The organism is uncultured Litoreibacter sp., from assembly GCF_947501785.1.
Lineage (GTDB): Bacteria > Pseudomonadota > Alphaproteobacteria > Rhodobacterales > Rhodobacteraceae > Litoreibacter.
On sequence record NZ_CANMXB010000001.1, the window covers coordinates 2,292,168 to 2,309,299 of the forward strand.

General features: G+C 61.0%; 18 protein-coding genes and 1 tRNA gene. 12 read left to right on the plus strand and 7 right to left on the minus strand.

All coding sequences use genetic code 11. The features are described from left to right. Window positions 1-41: 41 nt before the first annotated feature. Window positions 42-551 carry a bifunctional 3-hydroxydecanoyl-ACP dehydratase/trans-2-decenoyl-ACP isomerase gene (fabA, locus tag Q0899_RS11460; RefSeq protein ID WP_298293945.1) on the minus strand — a complete coding sequence of 170 codons (510 nt, stop codon included), beginning with the start codon at window positions 549-551 and terminating at the stop codon, window positions 42-44. 167 nt (window positions 552-718) lie between these two features. Here fabA and irrA point away from each other — a divergent pair, with 167 nt between their 5' ends. Next, window positions 719-1,135: an iron response transcriptional regulator IrrA gene (gene irrA, locus Q0899_RS11465; RefSeq protein WP_298293947.1), complete on the plus strand. Its 417-nt coding sequence runs from the start codon at window positions 719-721 to the stop codon at window positions 1,133-1,135. Window positions 1,136-1,245: 110 nt separating this feature from the next. Then, the gene (locus Q0899_RS11470) at window positions 1,246-3,069 is read left to right on the plus strand and encodes a DUF4157 domain-containing protein (RefSeq protein ID WP_299192928.1); all 1,824 of its coding nucleotides are present in this window, start codon (window positions 1,246-1,248) and stop codon (window positions 3,067-3,069) included. Between the two features lie 6 nt (window positions 3,070-3,075). Here Q0899_RS11470 and Q0899_RS11475 read toward each other — a convergent pair. Next, window positions 3,076-3,152, minus strand: a tRNA-Arg gene (locus Q0899_RS11475). A gap of 101 nt (window positions 3,153-3,253) precedes the next feature. Here Q0899_RS11475 and Q0899_RS11480 point away from each other — a divergent pair. The 5 genes from Q0899_RS11480 to Q0899_RS11500 all read left to right on the plus strand — a co-directional run bounded on the left by Q0899_RS11480 (window position 3,254) and on the right by Q0899_RS11500 (window position 6,715). Next, window positions 3,254-3,865: a TetR/AcrR family transcriptional regulator gene (locus tag Q0899_RS11480; RefSeq protein ID WP_298293952.1), complete on the plus strand. Its 612-nt coding sequence runs from the start codon at window positions 3,254-3,256 to the stop codon at window positions 3,863-3,865. 94 nt (window positions 3,866-3,959) lie between these two features. Continuing rightward, window positions 3,960-4,634 carry a PspA/IM30 family protein gene (locus Q0899_RS11485; RefSeq protein WP_298293955.1) on the plus strand — a complete coding sequence of 225 codons (675 nt, stop codon included), beginning with the start codon at window positions 3,960-3,962 and terminating at the stop codon, window positions 4,632-4,634. A 45-nt stretch (window positions 4,635-4,679) separates the two neighbouring features. Continuing rightward, a complete protein-coding gene (locus Q0899_RS11490) occupies window positions 4,680-4,970 on the plus strand; it encodes a hypothetical protein (RefSeq protein WP_298293958.1) in 291 nt (96 codons plus the stop codon). A gap of 147 nt (window positions 4,971-5,117) precedes the next feature. After that, entirely contained in the window at window positions 5,118-5,759 is a 642-nt protein-coding gene (locus Q0899_RS11495) for a 1-acyl-sn-glycerol-3-phosphate acyltransferase (protein WP_299192932.1), read from the plus strand. Window positions 5,760-5,767: 8 nt separating this feature from the next. Beyond that, complete coding sequence (locus Q0899_RS11500) at window positions 5,768-6,715, plus strand: phosphatidate cytidylyltransferase (protein ID WP_299192934.1); 948 nt, start codon at window positions 5,768-5,770, stop codon at window positions 6,713-6,715. Between the two features lie 136 nt (window positions 6,716-6,851). Here Q0899_RS11500 and Q0899_RS11505 read toward each other — a convergent pair whose 3' ends face one another. Then, window positions 6,852-7,163, minus strand: a complete 312-nt coding sequence (locus Q0899_RS11505) for an ETC complex I subunit (RefSeq protein WP_299192937.1) — start codon at window positions 7,161-7,163, stop codon at window positions 6,852-6,854. A 203-nt stretch (window positions 7,164-7,366) separates the two neighbouring features. Between Q0899_RS11505 and uvrB the strand changes: the two genes are divergently transcribed. From uvrB to Q0899_RS11530, 5 genes are all read left to right on the plus strand, one after another. Beyond that, the gene (uvrB, locus tag Q0899_RS11510) at window positions 7,367-9,553 is read left to right on the plus strand and encodes an excinuclease ABC subunit UvrB (RefSeq protein WP_299195358.1); all 2,187 of its coding nucleotides are present in this window, start codon (window positions 7,367-7,369) and stop codon (window positions 9,551-9,553) included. Between the two features lie 4 nt (window positions 9,554-9,557). Continuing rightward, complete coding sequence (locus tag Q0899_RS11515) at window positions 9,558-10,187, plus strand: hypothetical protein (RefSeq protein ID WP_299192939.1); 630 nt, start codon at window positions 9,558-9,560, stop codon at window positions 10,185-10,187. 193 nt (window positions 10,188-10,380) lie between these two features. Further along, a complete protein-coding gene (locus Q0899_RS11520) occupies window positions 10,381-10,806 on the plus strand; it encodes a hypothetical protein (RefSeq protein ID WP_299192941.1) in 426 nt (141 codons plus the stop codon). Next, on the plus strand, window positions 10,803-11,063 hold the full coding sequence (locus Q0899_RS11525) for a hypothetical protein (protein ID WP_298293976.1): 261 nt from the start codon (window positions 10,803-10,805) through the stop codon (window positions 11,061-11,063). Before Q0899_RS11520 ends, Q0899_RS11525 begins: the two co-directional genes overlap by 4 nt. Before the next feature lie 57 nt (window positions 11,064-11,120). Continuing rightward, entirely contained in the window at window positions 11,121-11,453 is a 333-nt protein-coding gene (locus tag Q0899_RS11530; RefSeq protein WP_299192944.1) for a hypothetical protein, read from the plus strand. Here the strand turns inward: Q0899_RS11530 and Q0899_RS11535 are convergent. The 4 genes from Q0899_RS11535 to Q0899_RS11550 form a co-directional block, all read right to left on the minus strand. Beyond that, window positions 11,450-13,741: a glycosyl hydrolase family 28-related protein gene (locus tag Q0899_RS11535; RefSeq protein ID WP_299192946.1), complete on the minus strand. Its 2,292-nt coding sequence runs from the start codon at window positions 13,739-13,741 to the stop codon at window positions 11,450-11,452. The genes Q0899_RS11530 and Q0899_RS11535 overlap by 4 nt on opposite strands. Window positions 13,742-13,944: 203 nt before the next feature. Continuing rightward, on the minus strand, window positions 13,945-14,355 hold the full coding sequence (locus tag Q0899_RS11540) for a DUF4864 domain-containing protein (protein ID WP_299192948.1): 411 nt from the start codon (window positions 14,353-14,355) through the stop codon (window positions 13,945-13,947). A gap of 51 nt (window positions 14,356-14,406) precedes the next feature. Next, window positions 14,407-15,249, minus strand: coding sequence for a LysR family transcriptional regulator (locus Q0899_RS11545; protein WP_299192950.1), 843 nt, complete (start codon window positions 15,247-15,249; stop codon window positions 14,407-14,409). A gap of 236 nt (window positions 15,250-15,485) precedes the next feature. Next, a complete protein-coding gene (locus Q0899_RS11550) occupies window positions 15,486-17,066 on the minus strand; it encodes a lysine--tRNA ligase (protein ID WP_298362151.1) in 1,581 nt (526 codons plus the stop codon). Window positions 17,067-17,132: the final 66 nt, after the last annotated feature.

Genomic DNA, 17,132 nt, shown 5'->3' on the forward strand with positions numbered 1-17,132 from the left:
AGAGCCCCGCGTGTCGGCGCGGCAAAGCCGCGACGAAACCATCAGCTTTCGCTGAGCGCCACCTTCATATCTTTGACTTCGTAGATCACCTCGCCATCGGCCTCGACGATGCCGTCGGCCACACCCATGGTCAGGCGGCGGGTTTGGATCGCCTTGGTGAAGTCGATCTTGTAGGTCAGCATCTTGCGGTCGGGGCGCACCATGCCTTTCAGCTTCACCTCGCCCACGCCCAGCGCGTAGCCGCGGCCCTGCCAGCCGCGCCAGCCCAGGTTAAAGCCGGTCAATTGCCACAAACCATCAAGGCCAAGGCAGCCGGGCATAATGGGATTGCCGGGGAAGTGACAGTCGAAGAACCAAAGGTCGGGCGTAATGTCGAACTCGGCCAGCACGTGGCCCTTGCCATGCGCGCCGCCGTCGCCGGAGATGTCGGTGATGCGGTCCATCATGAGCATTGGCGGCTCGGGCAGTTGGGCGTTGCCGGGGCCGAACAGCTCTCCACGTGCGCATTTCAGCAGGTCATCCCTGTCAAAGCTGTTTGGATAGTCAGACATTCGTTTTCCCGCCTCTATATATCGTTATTTCCGCTCAGCAGCATCTAGCACTGGGTCTTGGGGCCCTGCAAGGCCAGCCAGATGCGAAGAATTTGCAAATTCGTTTGAAAAGTAGGGGGCGGACGCTCTATATGTAAGGGGTAAGGCACGCAAGGGACGCACCTGAGATGACCACCGAGACGATGAAACGCAGCACGGAATGGCTGGCAGGCGCAGGGCTTCGCCCGACCCGCCAACGTCTGACGCTGGCGGAGCTGTTGGTGGGTGACGGGCAAAACCGCCATGTGACGGCTGAAAGCCTGCACGCGTCGACCGAGGGTTGCGCCGACACCGTGTCGCTGGCGACCGTCTACAACACATTGCGGGCCTTCTGCGACGCAGGGCTCATCCGCGAGGTGATGGTGGACGGCACAAAATCCTACTTCGACACCCGTATTGACGACCACCCGCACTTCTTCTGGGAAGACAGCCGCGAATTGACGGACGCCCCCAAGGAGCAGCTGGAAATCGCCGGGCTTCCGGATGCCCCCGATGGCACCGAGATTGCCAAGGTCGACGTGGTGATCCGGCTGCGCAAAACCTGAAGGCACGCGCCAAGCCGCTGGTCGCATTACACTTAAATTCGTGGACGGATTGACGGGCGACGCGTAAGATAGGGGTATTATTTTACTTCTATTTTTTGGGGCCCTGAGACATGTTCGACCGCGCTTCGCCTGAAAATCACCCCCCGCAACCCGCAACTTTCAAATCCGCCCGTCCCGGGCCGGAAAAGCTGGCCGCGCTGCAACGCAAGGCCAACAGCAGCGCCACGATCAAAGACATGCAGGCGCTGCAGCGGGTCGCGAACCCGGGCGGTCTGCCAAAGCAATTGCAATCGGGGATCGAAGCCCTGTCCGGCCTGTCCATGGGCCACGTCAAGGTGCACCGCAATTCCGACAAACCGGCCCAGGTTGGCGCGCATGCCTACGCGCAGGGCAGCACCATCCATTTGGCACCGGGTCAGGACAGGCACCTGCCGCATGAGGCGTGGCATGTCGTCCAGCAGGCGCAGGGCCGGGTGAAGCCGACGATGCAGGCCAAGGGCGTGGCGATCAATGATGATGCTTCGCTGGAGCATGAGGCCGACGTGATGGGCGCCAGGGCGGCGCAGCTGAAAACCTCCGCATCCCCCGCCGCGCTGCAAAACCCGCGCGGCGACCAGCCCGCGCAGCTGATGGCGCTGCATGCCTACCCAAAGGCCCCCACCCATGACGGGCTGTCCGCTTTGGGGGTGCAATCCGTGTCCATGCCGGTGGCTGACTACGCGCAGTGGCGCGGCACGATGCAGCGCCGGGGTATCGCGCATGGGGCCGTGGCCGCTGGTGACCGCATGGTGGTGACGCAGTTTGCTGGCGGCACCATGCAGTTTTGGCCCTCATGGGCTCAGGTCACGTCAATCCTGCTGGTGAGCGAAGGCGTTCTGACGGTCGCGGCGGGGATCGGCGCGATGAAGCTGACCGCCGGCATTGCGTTCTGGCCCGCCATGCTTGGCGCTTTTGCGGGCGCGGCCAAGATTTTGCGCGGCATCTTCACCTGGCCCGCCAAGGACGCGCTGGGCAACGAAACCAGACCAACCGGGAAACGTCTGGTCCTGCTGAACACATTGCGCAGTCTGGAGGGGCTTCTGGCGCTGGGAAGCGGCGCATGGATGAAGGACCCCAAGGTCATCGCGTTCGGCGCGATCAAGACGCTGCGCGCCGCGATCACCATCGCAACAGACCTGATGCGCGACAACCCGAACTCCAATTTGCGCAAGGGGCTGATGTTCTTGTCCATGCTGCTGCAGGCCGCGGAGGCCGGGCTGGTGGTTGCGCTGGGCGTCTCGACCTTCGGCCGCGCCGGCGACGCGATTGCGGGCCACGCCCCCAGCGCCCTGACCGAGGGGCTCACCAAAGCCGGCGGCATTGCGACCGTCGCGGTCGGCGCCAGCAAAACGGTCCGCGCCGGCATTCAGGGCCGCGATCTGAAAGAGTACCACGACAAGGGCAAAGCGGAACGGTTGCCGCTGCTGAAGAAGAGGGCCCCGCGATCAGACACCACCATGCAGCTCTGCGGCAAGAAGAAGAAGAAAAGCGGAGGCGGCGGGAAGAAGGGTGTAAGCTACACCAGCATCAGCCAGCACTATTCAGCGGCGGAGATTGCCGCCGCTGGCGGGGCCACATCGGGCCACGGCTCGGGCGGAAGCGGCTCGGGTCAAAACGCCAACACCATCAAGCAGAACGCCGAACTGGCCGACCGGCTCAGGGCAAATCGTGCCGCAGCAAAGGCTGCCAGCCGTCCCAAACCGGTCATCAAAGAAAAGGGCAAAATGTCCATGCTTGATAAAGCATTGGCCTATGTTGAAGAGCTGAACGAGAGGGATATGTCGTATGAAGACCGGATCGGCGATTTCTCTGAATTTATCGACACGAAGGAAGACCGCGGCGAAACCCTAAGCGAGGCGGAGTATGACCTCGCCTTCGATGCGATCAAAAAATAGCTGGGCTGGCGATCCCTGCAGGACTCGAACCTGCAGCCTACTGCTTAGAAGGCAGTTGCTCTATCCAGTTGAGCTAAGGGACCGCTGGGTTTGGTTTTGCGGCGGCCCTGCCCCAAACGCAACCCTTTCCTTTTGCCGCACCGCCTCCTAAACCTGAACGCAGTTCAGAAAAAACGGGGCCGCCATGGTGGGCAAAGTTCAAAAGAAGCGCGAGGATCTGCGCCGCAAGCTGATCGACATCGGCGAACAGCGCATCATCTCTGGTGGCATTGAAGCCATCCGCGCCCGCGATCTGGCCAAAGACGCGGGCTGCGCGGTTGGGGCCATCTATAATGTCTTCGGCGATCTCAACGATCTGGTCATGGCGGTGAACGGCCGCACATTCAAACGGCTGGGCACCCATGTGCAGGAATCGGTGAACGCGCACCCCGAGGCCGACGACCCCGTCTTCACGCTGATCACCATGGCGCATGCGTACTTAGATTTTGCCATGACCAACACCCACGCGTGGCGGACCCTCTTTGATCTGGAAATGTCCACCGACCAGGACGTGCCCGAATGGTATCTCACCGAGATGGAGCAATTGCTGACCCTCATCGCCAAGCCGTTGATGCGCAATTTCCCCGATATGAGCCGCGAGGACATCATGTTGATGACCCGCGGGCTGTTCTCTTCCATCCATGGAATCGTGCTTTTGGGCCTCGAAAAGCGTATTTCGGCCGTACCGACGGACCAACTTGAAAGAATGATTTCTCTTATTCTCAGTAACTTAGCGTCTGAATCTCCAATTTTCTGAACGGCGTTCATGTTTTTTCTTGAACTGCGTTCACGAATCGCTCATGTTCAATTCATGAACAGCGTTCACGAAAACGCATCACTGGAGACTGATAATGTTTGGAACACTGAGAACTCTGATGGTTGGCGCCAATGCCCGCGCAGAAGAGCGGGTTCGCGACACCTACGCGATCGAACTGATCGAGCAGAAAATTCGGGAAGCTCAAGCCTCCCTGCATGCGGCCAAAGGCACGCTTGCCTCCCTCATCCAGCGCCAGCGCGCTGAAACGAAACAGGTGCAAAGCGTTCAAACCCGCATCACCGACCTGACCACCCGCGCAAAAATGGCGCTGAAAGACGGCAATGACGATATGGCTGCACAAGCCGCCGACGCCATCGCCTCGCTGGAAAACGAACTGGAAGGCCGCCGTCAAACCGTCGCCCGCCTGGATCAGCGTATCAGCCAGCTGCAGCACTCGGTCGAGGTCGGCCACCGCCGCATCGTGGACCTGAAACAGGGCCTAATCTCTGCCAAAGCCGTGCGCCACGAGCAGCAGATCCAATCGCGCCTCAACACCACCATCCGCTCCCAATCGAGCGTGGAGGAGGCCGAAGAGCTGATCGCCCAAGTTCTGGGCAAAGAGGACCCGTTTGAGCAGTCGGAAATCCTGACCGAGATCAATCGCGGCCTAAGCCACGACACCCTCGCCGACCGCATGGCCGAGAACGGCTACGGCGCGGCGAACAAAACAACCGGCGCGGACGTCCTGAAGCGCCTGAAATCCAAGTAACGGCCACCTCTGGTCAACTTCGCAATACATCAAAGGAATACGCAAATGTTTGGTTCTAACTCGAATAACGACAACGCCCTGATCATGCTGGTGAACCTGGCCGGCGCCCTCGTCGCCTTGGCCATGTTGGCCCTCAGCCTCTACATGTCGCCCGACGTGCCGCTGTCCACCAAAGGCTACTGGGCCATCGCCGTCCTGATGCTGTGCGTCAGCCTGATCAACTTCGTGAAATACCGCTTCGACGAGCGCATCGCGGCTGACCGCATCCAGCGGATCGAGGCCGCCCGCAACGAGAAGCTTCTGGAGGACTACGTCTCCACCGACAAAGCCGCCTAAACGGCACCTGGAAAAGGGCTGCTCGCCTGTCCCTCCCCCAAATTAGAGCAGCCTCCGCGCCCCTGCATCATTAGCGGGGGCGCGGTTTTTCTTGAAAAACGCGTCCCGCACCGCCACGCTGCCAAAAGCCAACAAGAAGAAGACCCAATGCGTCGCATCCTCGCCAATATCGCCGGACAGTTCCTTGCCCTCTTCGCGCAATTCATCACGTCGGCCCGCGCCGATTGGCGCGGCATTGAGCCGGTGAACAAGCAGCGCATCTACTTTGCCAACCACACCTCCAACGCCGATCTGCCCATTGTGTGGACCGTGCTGCCCCCCGCGCTCAGGCGCGTCACCCGCCCCGTTGCCGCCGCTGACTATTGGCTGAAAACCAAAGCCCGCGCCTTCATCGGCCCTGAAGTCTTCCGCGCCGTCCTGATCGACCGCCGGTCTGAGCATCAGACCGAGGACCCGATTGCCAAAATTGTCGCCGCATTGGATGAGGGGTCCTCCATCATCATCTTCCCCGAAGGCGGCCGCAACCGCTCCGATGACCCGCTGATGAAGTTCAAGGCGGGCCTCTACAACATCGCCAAGGAACGCCCGCATGTGGATCTGGTCCCCACATGGATCGACAATATCAATTCGGTCATGCCCTCGGGCGAGGTGATCCCGGTGCCCCTGGGCTGCACTGTGATTTTCGGCGAGGCCATGCATGTCGCCAAGGATGAAGACAAGGATGCGTTCCTGACCCGCGCCTCCAACGCGCTTGTCGCTCTTATGCCAAGGCGGGAGGACGCGGCATGATACCCGACATGCCAACAGAGACCTCTTCGTCCATCTTCCTCCTTTTCGGTGCCGCCTGCGCGCTTTTGATCATCGCGACCATTGCAGGCGAAATCCTGCGGCTGCGCCTCGCCCCGCGCGGCACGCACCCAACCGTGGAAACCTACGTCACGCGCCTGCATTCATGGTGGGCCATGGTGTTCCTGCTGGCCATCGCGCTGCTGATAGGCCCCACGGGCGTTATCATCCTCTTCGCCTTTGCCAGCTTCGCCGCGCTGCGGGAATTCCTGACGCTCACCCGCAAGACCAAGGCCGACCACTGGGCGCTGATCGCCGCCTTCTACGTGGTCTTCCCACTTCAATTCATCTTCATCTGGTGGGGCAATGCCGGCCTCTTCTCGGTCTTTATCCCAATCTACGCATTCTTGATCCTGCCCATCCTGTCGGTGATGCGCGGGGCGGGGAACAATTTCCTGTCGCGCATCTCGGAAACCCAATGGGGCCTGATGATCTGCGTGTTCTGTGTCAGCCATATCCCCGCGCTGGTCACGCTGGATGTGAACGGCTCCACGGGACGGTCGGTGCTGCTCATCGCTTTTCTGGTGCTCGTGGTGCAACTTGGCGATCTGGCGGAATACTACACGGGCAAGCGTGTCGGCAAATCGCGCATCGCCAAAACAGTTTCCCCCAAAACCCGCGAGGGTGTCGCCTGCGGCACCGCCTTCGCCGCCGGTGTCGGGTTCCTCTTGTTCTGGATCACGCCGTTCAACCCGGTGGTCGCAGCCCTTATTGCGGCCATCATCTACCTTGTGGGCGTCGGCGGCGCGCTGGTGCTGGCCGCCATCAAGGCCGATCGCGGCGTCAAGAACTGGGGTCACCTGATCCCGGGCCAAGGCGGCTTCGTCGATCAAATGGACAGCGTGGTTTTCGCAGCCCCCATCTTCTTCCACATCACACGTTACTTCTACGGCGGCTAAAGCGGCTTCTTTCTGCCAAAAATATGCTGGGTGAATGGCATGGCCGCAGGCCAATCCAGAGGGCGAAGCCCTAGACAACCCGACCGTAAGGGAGGGGCATCAAGCGCGGCCCGCAGGGGCGCTCAATAAGATCAGCTCAATGCGTCCAGACGCTGCGCCGGCCGGTGGCGAAGTTTTCGCCATAGCCGCCTTGCCGGATCACCGGCTTGCGCTTCTTGGGCTCGGTGACAACCGCGTCGATGCCTTTGTCCTTGGCGTAGTCCAACGCGGCCTCTTTGCTGTCAAACGACATCTTCACCTGCGCCTGGGTGTCGCTTGACGAGGTCCACCCCATCAACGGGTCCACGTCACGCCCCGTCTCATTCACAAATTCCAGCACCCAGCCCTTGGTCTTCGCCTGCCCTGACGACATGGCGGTTCTGGCTGGCTGGTAAATACGTGCGCGCATGTGAAAGGCTCCTGAAACTTGCGCCACATCACTACCCGATATCCGCGCCATCGGACAACCCGGCAAATTCTGAAAATAGGTCCCTATCGCTGCTGACACCTGCTGTCATCAGCCTCCCTTGCCCCTTGAAGACCCCGCCATTCAGGTCATCTATGGTGGGACCCGAAGGGATTCGCCAGATGCACAACAATTCGCCCGAAGCCATGCCCACCCAGCAGCCGATCCTGAGCCACCCGGCCCCGGACGTCAAAACGCGCGACAAGATGGAAGGCGGGATCGAATTCAAGCTGCACACGGAATTTGAGCCCGCAGGCGACCAGCCCACCGCCATCGCCGAACTGACCCAAGGCATCAACGAGGGCGACCGCGATCAGGTGCTGCTAGGCGCGACCGGCACCGGCAAGACCTTCACCATGGCCAAGCTGATCGAGGAAACGCAGCGCCCCGCGATCATCCTCGCCCCCAACAAGACGCTGGCCGCCCAGCTCTACGGCGAATTCAAAGGCTTCTTCCCTGAAAACGCGGTCGAGTATTTCGTCTCCTATTACGACTACTACCAGCCAGAGGCCTATGTCGCGCGCTCCGACACCTACATCGAAAAAGAAAGCCAGATTAACGAGCAGATCGACCGCATGCGCCATTCGGCCACCCGCGCGCTGCTGGAACGTGACGACGTCATCATCGTGGCCTCCGTCTCCTGCATCTACGGCATCGGCTCGGTCGAAACCTACGGCGCCATGACCCAAGACCTGCATGCAGGCAATGAATATGAACAACGCAAAGTCATCGCCGACCTCGTCGCTCAACAATATAAACGCAACGATCAGGCCTTCCAACGCGGCACCTTCCGCGTGCGCGGCGACTCTCTCGAAGTCTGGCCCGCCCACCTCGACGACCGCGCATGGCGCCTCTCCTTCTTCGGCGAAGAGCTGGAAACCATCGTCGAATTCGACCCGCTCACCGGCCAGAAAACCGACACGTTCGAGCGCGTCCGCATCTACGCCAACTCCCACTACGTCACCCCGCGCCCGACCATGCAGCAGGCCATTCTCGGCATCAAAAACGAACTTGCCCAGCGCCTGCCGCAACTCGTCGATGACGGCAAACTGCTCGAAGCCCAGCGCTTGGAACAACGCACAAATTTCGACCTCGAAATGCTGGAAGCCACCGGCGTCTGTAACGGCATCGAAAACTACTCCCGCTACCTCACGGGCCGCGCGCCGGGCGAGCCCCCCCCGACCCTGTTCGAATTCATCCCCGACAACGCCATCGTTTTCGCCGATGAATCCCACGTCTCCGTCCCCCAGATCGGCGGCATGTACCGGGGCGACTACCGGCGCAAATTCACGCTGGCCGAACACGGCTTCCGCCTGCCGTCGTGCATGGACAACCGGCCACTCAAGTTCGAGGAATGGGATGCCATGCGCCCGCAATCCGTCTTCGTCTCCGCCACCCCCGCCGCGTGGGAGATCGAACAAACCGGCGGCGTCTTCGTCGAGCAGGTCATCCGCCCCACCGGCCTTCTGGATCCGGTCATCGAAATCAGACCAGTCGAGACGCAAGTCGATGATGTCATGGACGAAATCCGCGCCGTCACCGCCAAAGGCATGCGCACGCTGGTCACCACTTTGACCAAGCGCATGGCCGAGGATCTGACCGAATACCTGCATGAAAACGGCATCAAAGTCCGCTACATGCACTCCGATATCGACACGATCGAACGCATCGAAATCCTGCGCGACCTGCGCCTCGGCGCTTTCGACGTGCTGATCGGCATCAACCTTCTGCGCGAGGGTCTCGACATCCCCGAATGTGGCCTCGTCGCCATTCTGGATGCCGACAAGGAAGGCTTCCTGCGCTCGGAAACCTCCCTCATCCAAACCATCGGCCGCGCCGCGCGCAACGCCGACGGGCGCGTCATCATGTATGCCGACAAAATCACCGGCTCGATGGAGCGCGCCATGGGCGAAACCGAACGCCGCCGCGCCAAACAGATCGCCTATAACGAGGAACACGGCATCACGCCGGAGACCGTCAAGAAGAATGTCGAGGACGTCCTCGCCGGCCTCTACAAAGGCGACGTAGACATGAACCGCGTCACCGCCACGATTGATGCGCCTCTGGCCGGAGCCAACCTGCAAGCCGTCCTAGACGGCCTCCGCACCGACATGCGCAAGGCGGCGGAGAACCTGGAGTTCGAAGAAGCCGCCCGGTTGAGGGACGAGGTGAAGCGGTTGGAAACCGTCGATCTGGTCGTGTCAGATGATCCACTTGCGCGTCAGTATGCCGTCGAGAAAGCAGTCAGCGATCAGAAGAAAATGGCCGGACGGTCTACCGCAGGCAGGCCGGGGCAAAGAGGTGGCGTTAAGGGTAGGAAGAGGACAACGTAACTCTGTGGCTGACGGATATGTAACCTTTGACGAATTCGTTGATGTAGAGAGCAGCCTTCTAGCACTTAACGTCGCTTTGGCGCAGCTTCCTTCAAATCCATTGTTCTGGAAAAGCGTTATCTTGAACACGCACTCCGCTTTGCAGGGAGCATGCGTTTGCCTACTGACCAAGTCACATGGAGGCGGCGCACTGACGGAAAAGAATGAGAAACAAAATCTGGCTTATCTGAACCAAAAGTCTGACATTACAGTAGCTGAGGCACAAAACCAACAGCCACCAAAGTCGCTGCCTTACCCGCCAACCATGCTTCAGAATTTGCCGGGCCTTTTACGCCGACTACCGCCGCCTCTCACAATCAATATTCCAAAAACTTCAGAGGAATATGAAAAGTCTGAGGATGCGCTCGCAAAAGACCTCTTTAGACTGCATGAATTCAGAACAGGGTTCAGCCACGTCCCAGCATTGAGTTGGAGCATAGAGTTAGCAGGCCTCCCGCGAATTGTCGAAAAATCGCTCATACAGACGCAATCGATTGCGGAGAGCAGCCAATACACTCGTGTAAACAGGTTTCGTGACATGCAAGTTTCGAGCTTGATCCTCGATGCGACAAAGGCTCTTTCAATGCTACGCTGAACCTTTGTTGATAGAAGAGATGCTCAAGATCACGCACCACCACCCGTCATCCCCGCGAAAGCGGGGACCTCGACGAACGATGCGCCCCATAACATCTGGCTCCCCGCTTTCGCGGGGATGACACCGAGATCAAACAAATGACACACCGTAGAGCGGGGTTCACCCCGCCGCCGCCACGCCCTACACTCCTGTCATGCGCCTCGCCCTCCTCCTCGGCCTCTTGCCCATCCAAGCCCACGCTTGGACCTTCACCCCCGGCCTGATCTGCCGCCTCTCCCACGAGACGCCCAACGCAAAAATCGAACTCACCTACGACCCCGCCAAACCGCTCTACTCCGTCACCGTCAGCCGCGCCTCGCCGCTGCCAAATGTAGACCCCTTCACCATGCGCTTCATCGGCCCCGCCGGCCGCGTGATCTCCACCAACCGCCATACGTTCAACGACGACAGCACCGCCGTCACGGCGCAGGACTCTGGCTTCGGCAACGTGCTCGACGGGCTGCAATTCAATGACACGGCGCAGGCGATACTCGGCACCACCACGATCACCTTCCCGCTGAATGGCGCGGCGGAACCCACCGCTGAGTTCCGAAAATGCGAGGTCACGGCGGGCGCATGACCCCCCGGTTCCTCAAAGCCTTCGACGCGCTGCCCGCAGGCACCTTCAAGGCCACCTACCAAGACCGCCCCTACATCGTCACCAAATCCGCGCTGTCGGAGGGAAAGGCGCAAAAGCTGGTGGCGGAAGAACTCGGCGGCACCGACTACATCTCCCTCAACCTCTACCGCCTTGCATCCGGCCCGCTGCTCAAGCCCTGCGAGATGCCCGACGCAAAGGTGATCGCCTTCGTGGAGGGCGTGCAACCCCTGGCTTAACCAAACCGCAACCCGAATCCGCTCAGCCTGCACCAACCGGCCAAAGCGGAGGATGCAATGCCCGACACAGACCCACTCGCCCTGCGCCACGGGGCGTTCATCGCCACCATCTGGTCCCAGATCGGGGAGGCGCGGACATTGGCGGGGCTCGGCCCGTCCCCGGACCAATCCGCCACCCAGCTACGTCGCATCCGGCACCTGCAACGGCAGGTCCGCAAGGCCCACAAACTGGAAATGGCGCGGCAGGACTATGCCACGCCCACCATAGACGGTTGGTTTCAACCGGTGGAACAATGCCTCGACAGGGCTGAGCAATACTTTAGCGCCCGCATCCTGACGGCGAACCTGCCCCCGCCGCAGCAGGGGCAGACAGCCATACAAGCCCCCTAGAACGGGTTGTCCATCCGGCCCACCACATTGACCTTGCCCTTCAACGCGGACGGCCATGTCAGCCAGACCTGCCCGCCGCCAGTGCCCTTCTCTGGCTCGCTATAAGGTGTGGCGTATTGCTTCACATTGCCCGCGTTGCGCAAGGGCCCGTCCGCCACCACGCCGGTGACGTTGCGTACCCGGCCGCCAAACGGCATCCAATCGGTAAAGTCGCAGGTCCAGGTCTGGATCTCGGTGTTCTCGGTGAATTGCAGCATGGCGGGGCTGGCGGTCCATTGGTCCACGGAATGGTAGGTGTTGCCGGTCCATTCGATGTTGCGGGTCCGCGAAAAATCGAGCGCCGCAATGCTGTCATCCATCATATCCACCCGATCGATGGAGCCGTCCAGCGCCTTGAACGTGTTGCCCGACACCGTCAGCCCGTTGATGAAATGCCCCGGCCCGAACGGTTTGATCACAATCCAGCGGAACCAAGGCCCGACGCGGGCGCAGGTGAAGATGTTGCCCACGATGGACAGCGACCCGAAGCTCAGCTCGTTGGATTGGTCCGGCTCGGCGTCATGCTCGTTGTTCCACTCGATGAAGTTGTTGTCGATGTAGTTGCCGTTGATGATAATCTTCGAATTGCTCCGCGTCAGCACCAGCCCCGCCTTGCGGGTGCCGTTCGGCTCGTTGTCGCCCTGGAACCAGTGGTTGCCGGCAAACATGTGGCCCGACCCGTGCACCACGGCCCAATGCCCCCATTTGATGGCGCGGTTGTTGCGGATCTTGGCGTCATTGGCGTTGATGTTCATGCCGATCACCTCGCGGTCCTGCGACAGCAGCGGCTGCTCGTTCGAGATGAACTGACACCGGTCCACCATCATGCCCTGGCACGCCCGCCCGATCGAGGTCAGCCCCCGGTCCAGCGGCTTGTTGAAATAGCAGTCGCGGAAATGCCAGATCAGCCCCTGTTTCGATATCATCACGCAGCTGGCATGCCCGTCCCCGCGGAAATCGACGTCCGAGATGTTGAACTGCGCCAAATCTTCGAACCCGCTGAAATCCAGCAGATATTTGAACCGCTTGAAGGTGTAATTCTGGGTGCCTACCGCGTCATACAGCTCCTCGCTGATATCGAGCGTTTGGGCGGCCACGTTGCGGTCGGTGACGTACACCTCGCGGCCCACACCGGCACCAATCACCAGACTGCCCACGGCGATGTTGGCCACATTGGCGACGTTGGTCAGCTTGCGCTTGTCCGACAGCAGATACCGGGCAGAGCTGGTCACCGTGTCGGTGTCCCACGCGGTGTCAGCAATCGCATCAAACTGCCCGTTGCGAATGACCCGCCGGGAGCTGAACACGTTCACATCCGGCACGCAGGCCTGCATATCAATCGGTTCGCGCAGCCCGATGGACCGCCCGCACAGGTCCAGACTTTCGTGGCTGGATTGCTTCAGCAGCGCCTGAAATGCCTTCTTAAACCCCAGCACCTCGTCACCAAACGCGTGGGCATAGGCGTCAAAGTCAAAATTCTGGTTCAGCGCCAGGTATTTGTCATCCGGCATCGCCACCGTGCCGCGGAACCGCACGCGGTTCTCAAATGTCACGCTGTCCCCAAGGAAATACACGCCCTCCGGCACCACCACCTCGCGCCCGTTGGCAGCCGCATCCGCTGCCTCAAACGCGGCGGCGTTGTCGGTCGTGCCGTCGCCCACGGCGCCATAATCGGCCACATCAACCCAATCCATCATCGTGCGCAGAAAGGCGGATGTGATGTCGGTGATCTCGATGTCGTCGATGCGCACCACGCCGCCGTTGGACCCGGTCAGGTCAAGGCCGAAATGCCCGTACAGTGCCTGCGTGCCCCAGGGCAGCGTGACGCCTGCGCGCGACCCGGTGCCGACAATCGCCGTCACCTCGACCACGTCGCCATAGCCGGTCAGCGGGGTGGCAGGGCCGGTCGTCGTCACACCGGGCACCGCCGCGCCGCCCGCCCCACCGGCGAAGGCCGCAATGCGCACCGTCGGCAGGTTGCCCGAGATCGCCTTCACCCGCGCCTTGATCTGCAAATAGCAGCCCGGCAGCAGCGGGGTTTCCCCCATGTAGCGCAGATTTTGGGTGTTCTCGGTCTTCAGGATCTCAAGGCAGCCGCCGAAATCCTGGTCCGCCGGCACATAGGCTGCTGTGGCAAACCCGTCATATGTGGGGGTGCCGGGCGTGCCGTCGCCGCGCGACCACATGTCCAGACCATTTGCAAATGCAGGCGGCGTCAACACCAGCCCCTCGGTAATCGCCTTGTTCATCCAAATCCCTTTCAATCCAATAAACAGGCGCGTCCGAACCGGCGCGGGGCACAAATGAGGCCCGAACCAAGCTCGTGTGAGTTGATGATGCTCTGATTGGAAATGCCGGACACGCCGTCCTGACGGGCGGGTCGTATCGCAGCTGGATTAATGAGGTCTTAAATGAGGCCGGGGCACCGTTCGGTGCCCCCAATTATGTCGTCTTAGGCCGCAACGTCAGGCGCTTGTACGGGAACAACCCCGTCAATTTGCCAGCCGGTCTCGGTCTCAACCATGATATATTGCAGCACGACCGGCACGCCGTTGGCGTCGCGGAACAACACGTTTTGTGACACTTGGCCCGCCTTGTCCTCGAAATCCAGAAATTGCACCTCGGACGGGCGCCACACCATGGGGAAGCCGTTCTTCACCATGCGCTCAAAATTGGCCGGGTTGCCAAACAGCCGCTTGATGCTGGGCGAGGCGAAGGTGAACGCCTTCGCAAAATCATCTTGCTGAAACGCGTCCAGCTGGCTCTGGATCACGCCGATAACGGCACCCGTTCTGGCGTCCTCCGCCCGCAGCGGCAGGGCGGCAAGGCACAGCATGGTGATGGCGGCGAACATTTGTTTCATGGCGAACTCCTCTACCCTACTCACGTAAAGCTAGAGCAAGAAGTTTCACGGTCAATTTCCCGGCTCGGCACGGTCCAGCCCGTTTCGGGGCAAAAGCAGGTCGCACAGGCGGTCAATCACCCGGCGCACATGCGGCAAATGCCGGTCGTCGTCATGGGTGGCAAGCCAGCGGTCATGTGACAGCTCCGCCACCGGATCACCCCGGCGCTGCAACCGCGGTAGGGCGTCGCCAACGAATGTCGGCAACAGCGCCATACCCACGCCCTGCAATGCCAGATCAAGGCTGTTGCGCGGTGCGGTCACCTCGCAAATCGCGTCCGTGCCCACGCTTTTGTCCAGCCAGCGGGCGGATGGCGTGTCCGCCACCACCTTGATCCACCGGTCCGGGGCCCCTTTGGCCGCGTAGGGCACAAAATCCACCCGCGCCAGTTTGCGCCCCGCCAGCCCCGGCTCGGTCGGGCGGCTGTTGCGGATCCCGATCACAACCTCGCGGTGCGCAATGTCCAGCTGCGCCTCATTCATGACAAAGCGCAATCTGGTGTCCGCCGGGTCCCCCGCAATCTCTGCGATGCGCGGCATCAGGGCCAAGGTGGTCCAGCTGCCAGCCGAAATCTTGACCAGCGGCAGGTCCGGCCCGTCGCTGGTGGCGGTCGCGCGTGATATCTGGGCTTCAACGCCGGTCAACTCTGCCAGCAAAGCCCGTGCGTCGGCGGTCAGTGCGTAGCCACGATCATGGCGGTTGAACAGCTCGCGCCCAAGGCTGCGCTCCAATGCCAGCATGCGCCGCCCCAGCGTCGCCGGGCTGCGCCCAGTCACCCGCGCCGCCGGTGACAGCCCGCCTTCCCGAGCCACCGCAAGGAACAGCTGCAAATCATCCCAGCCCTTTTCATTCATGAAATGATCACTTCAAAGCGTTTCATTTTGCACGGCCACCTCACCCCATAGAGTCGCCTCAGGTCAAGTCCCCACCGTCATGAGGAAAGACGCCATGAAAAACACACCCAACCTCGGGAATGGGCAAAGGCCCTTCCCCCATGCCAGAAAATCCCGCCAGCAGCAGGAGATCGACGCCTTTCTATTGGAACATTCCGGCCCCGGACCGCGGCTGATCTATTGCCTGGCCGAATGGCTCAGTCGGAAACCAGCTCGCCCGCCAAAGCCGCATCGATCAACGCAATGGTTTCGTCCACGCCATACAAGGCAATGAACCCACCGAACCGCGGCCCTTGTGATGCGCCCAGCAGCACCTCGTACAGCGCCTTGAACCAGTCGCGCAGCGGGTCAAACCGCTCCCGCCCGCAGGCGAACACCACCGATTGCAGCGCCTCGGCGTCCAACCCGCCATCCCACGCGGCCAATTGGCTACGCAAGTCCAGCAACGCCTCGCGCTCCAGCTCACTCGCCGCGCGGTAGGTCTTCGCAGGCTTCACGAAGTCGTTGTAATAGGCCACCGCAAAGCCCGCCGCCTGATCCAGATCAGGGTGCGTCTCGGCCGAGGCCTCAGGCGCATACCGCTGGATGAAGCCCCAAAGCTGGTCCTTGCCTTCGGCATTGGCCACAGAGGCCAGGTTCAGCAGCATGGAAAACGGCACCACCATGTTCGACGCTGGCACATTGTGCCCGTGAATGTGGAACACCGGGTTCGCCATCCGCTGCTTGGCGTCCTGATCCGCGTATCCGCGCAGCTGCTGGTGGTACTCGTCCACCGCCTTGGGGATCACGTCAAAATGCATCCGCTTCGCGGTCTTGGGCTTTTGGTACATGAAATACGACAGCGACTCCGCCGAGGCATAGGTCAGCCACTCGTCAATCGACACCCCATTGCCGGTGGTCTTGGAAATCTTGTGCCCGTCGGCGTCCAGAAACAGCTCATACGTGAAATGCTCCGGCTTTTTGCCGCCCAGAATTTGGCAAATGCGGTCGTAGATCGGCGTATTCGTGGAATGGTCCTTGCCGTACATCTCGAAATCGACGTCCAGCGCGGCCCAGCGCGCGCCGAAATCGGGTTTCCACTGCAGCTTCACGTTGCCGCCGGTGACAGGCAGGGTCCATTCCTTACCGTCCTCGTCGTCAAACGTCACCTCGCCCTTGGCCGCGTCCACATGCTTCATCGGCACATACAGCACCCGCCCCGTCTCAGGGTGGATCGGCAGGAAGATGGAATACGTCTCCCTCCGTTCCTCGCGCAGCGATTTCAGCATCACCTCCATCACCGCGTCGTATTTCTCGCAGGCGCGCAGCAGGATCTCGTCAAACTTGCCGGTCCGGTAAAACTCGGTCGAGCTGATAAACTCGTACTCAAACCCGAACGTGTCCAGAAAGCTGTTCAGCTTGGCGTTGTTATGCGCGCCAAAGCTTTCATGCGTGCCAAACGGGTCCGGGACATCCGTCAGGGGCCGCTGCAGATGCGGCTCCAACAGTTCCGGTGAGGGCACGTTGCCCGGCACTTTGCGCATCCCGTCCAGATCGTCGGAGAAGCAGATCAGCTTGGTCGGGATGTCGGAAATCACCTCAAACGCGCGCCGGATCATGGTCGTCCGCGCCACCTCCCCGAACGTCCCGATATGGGGCAAACCGCTTGGCCCGTATCCCGTTTCAAACAGCACATAGCCCTTCTCCGGCGCGCCCTTGTCGAACCGTTTGAGAAGCTTGCGCGCTTCTTCAAAAGGCCAGGCTTTAGAGCTCATCGCGGCGTCGCGCAGGTCAGACATGATATGTACTTTCGAATCCGAGGGGGTGCGTCCAATACGCACCTAGGTGATGCTACCTATTGTGCG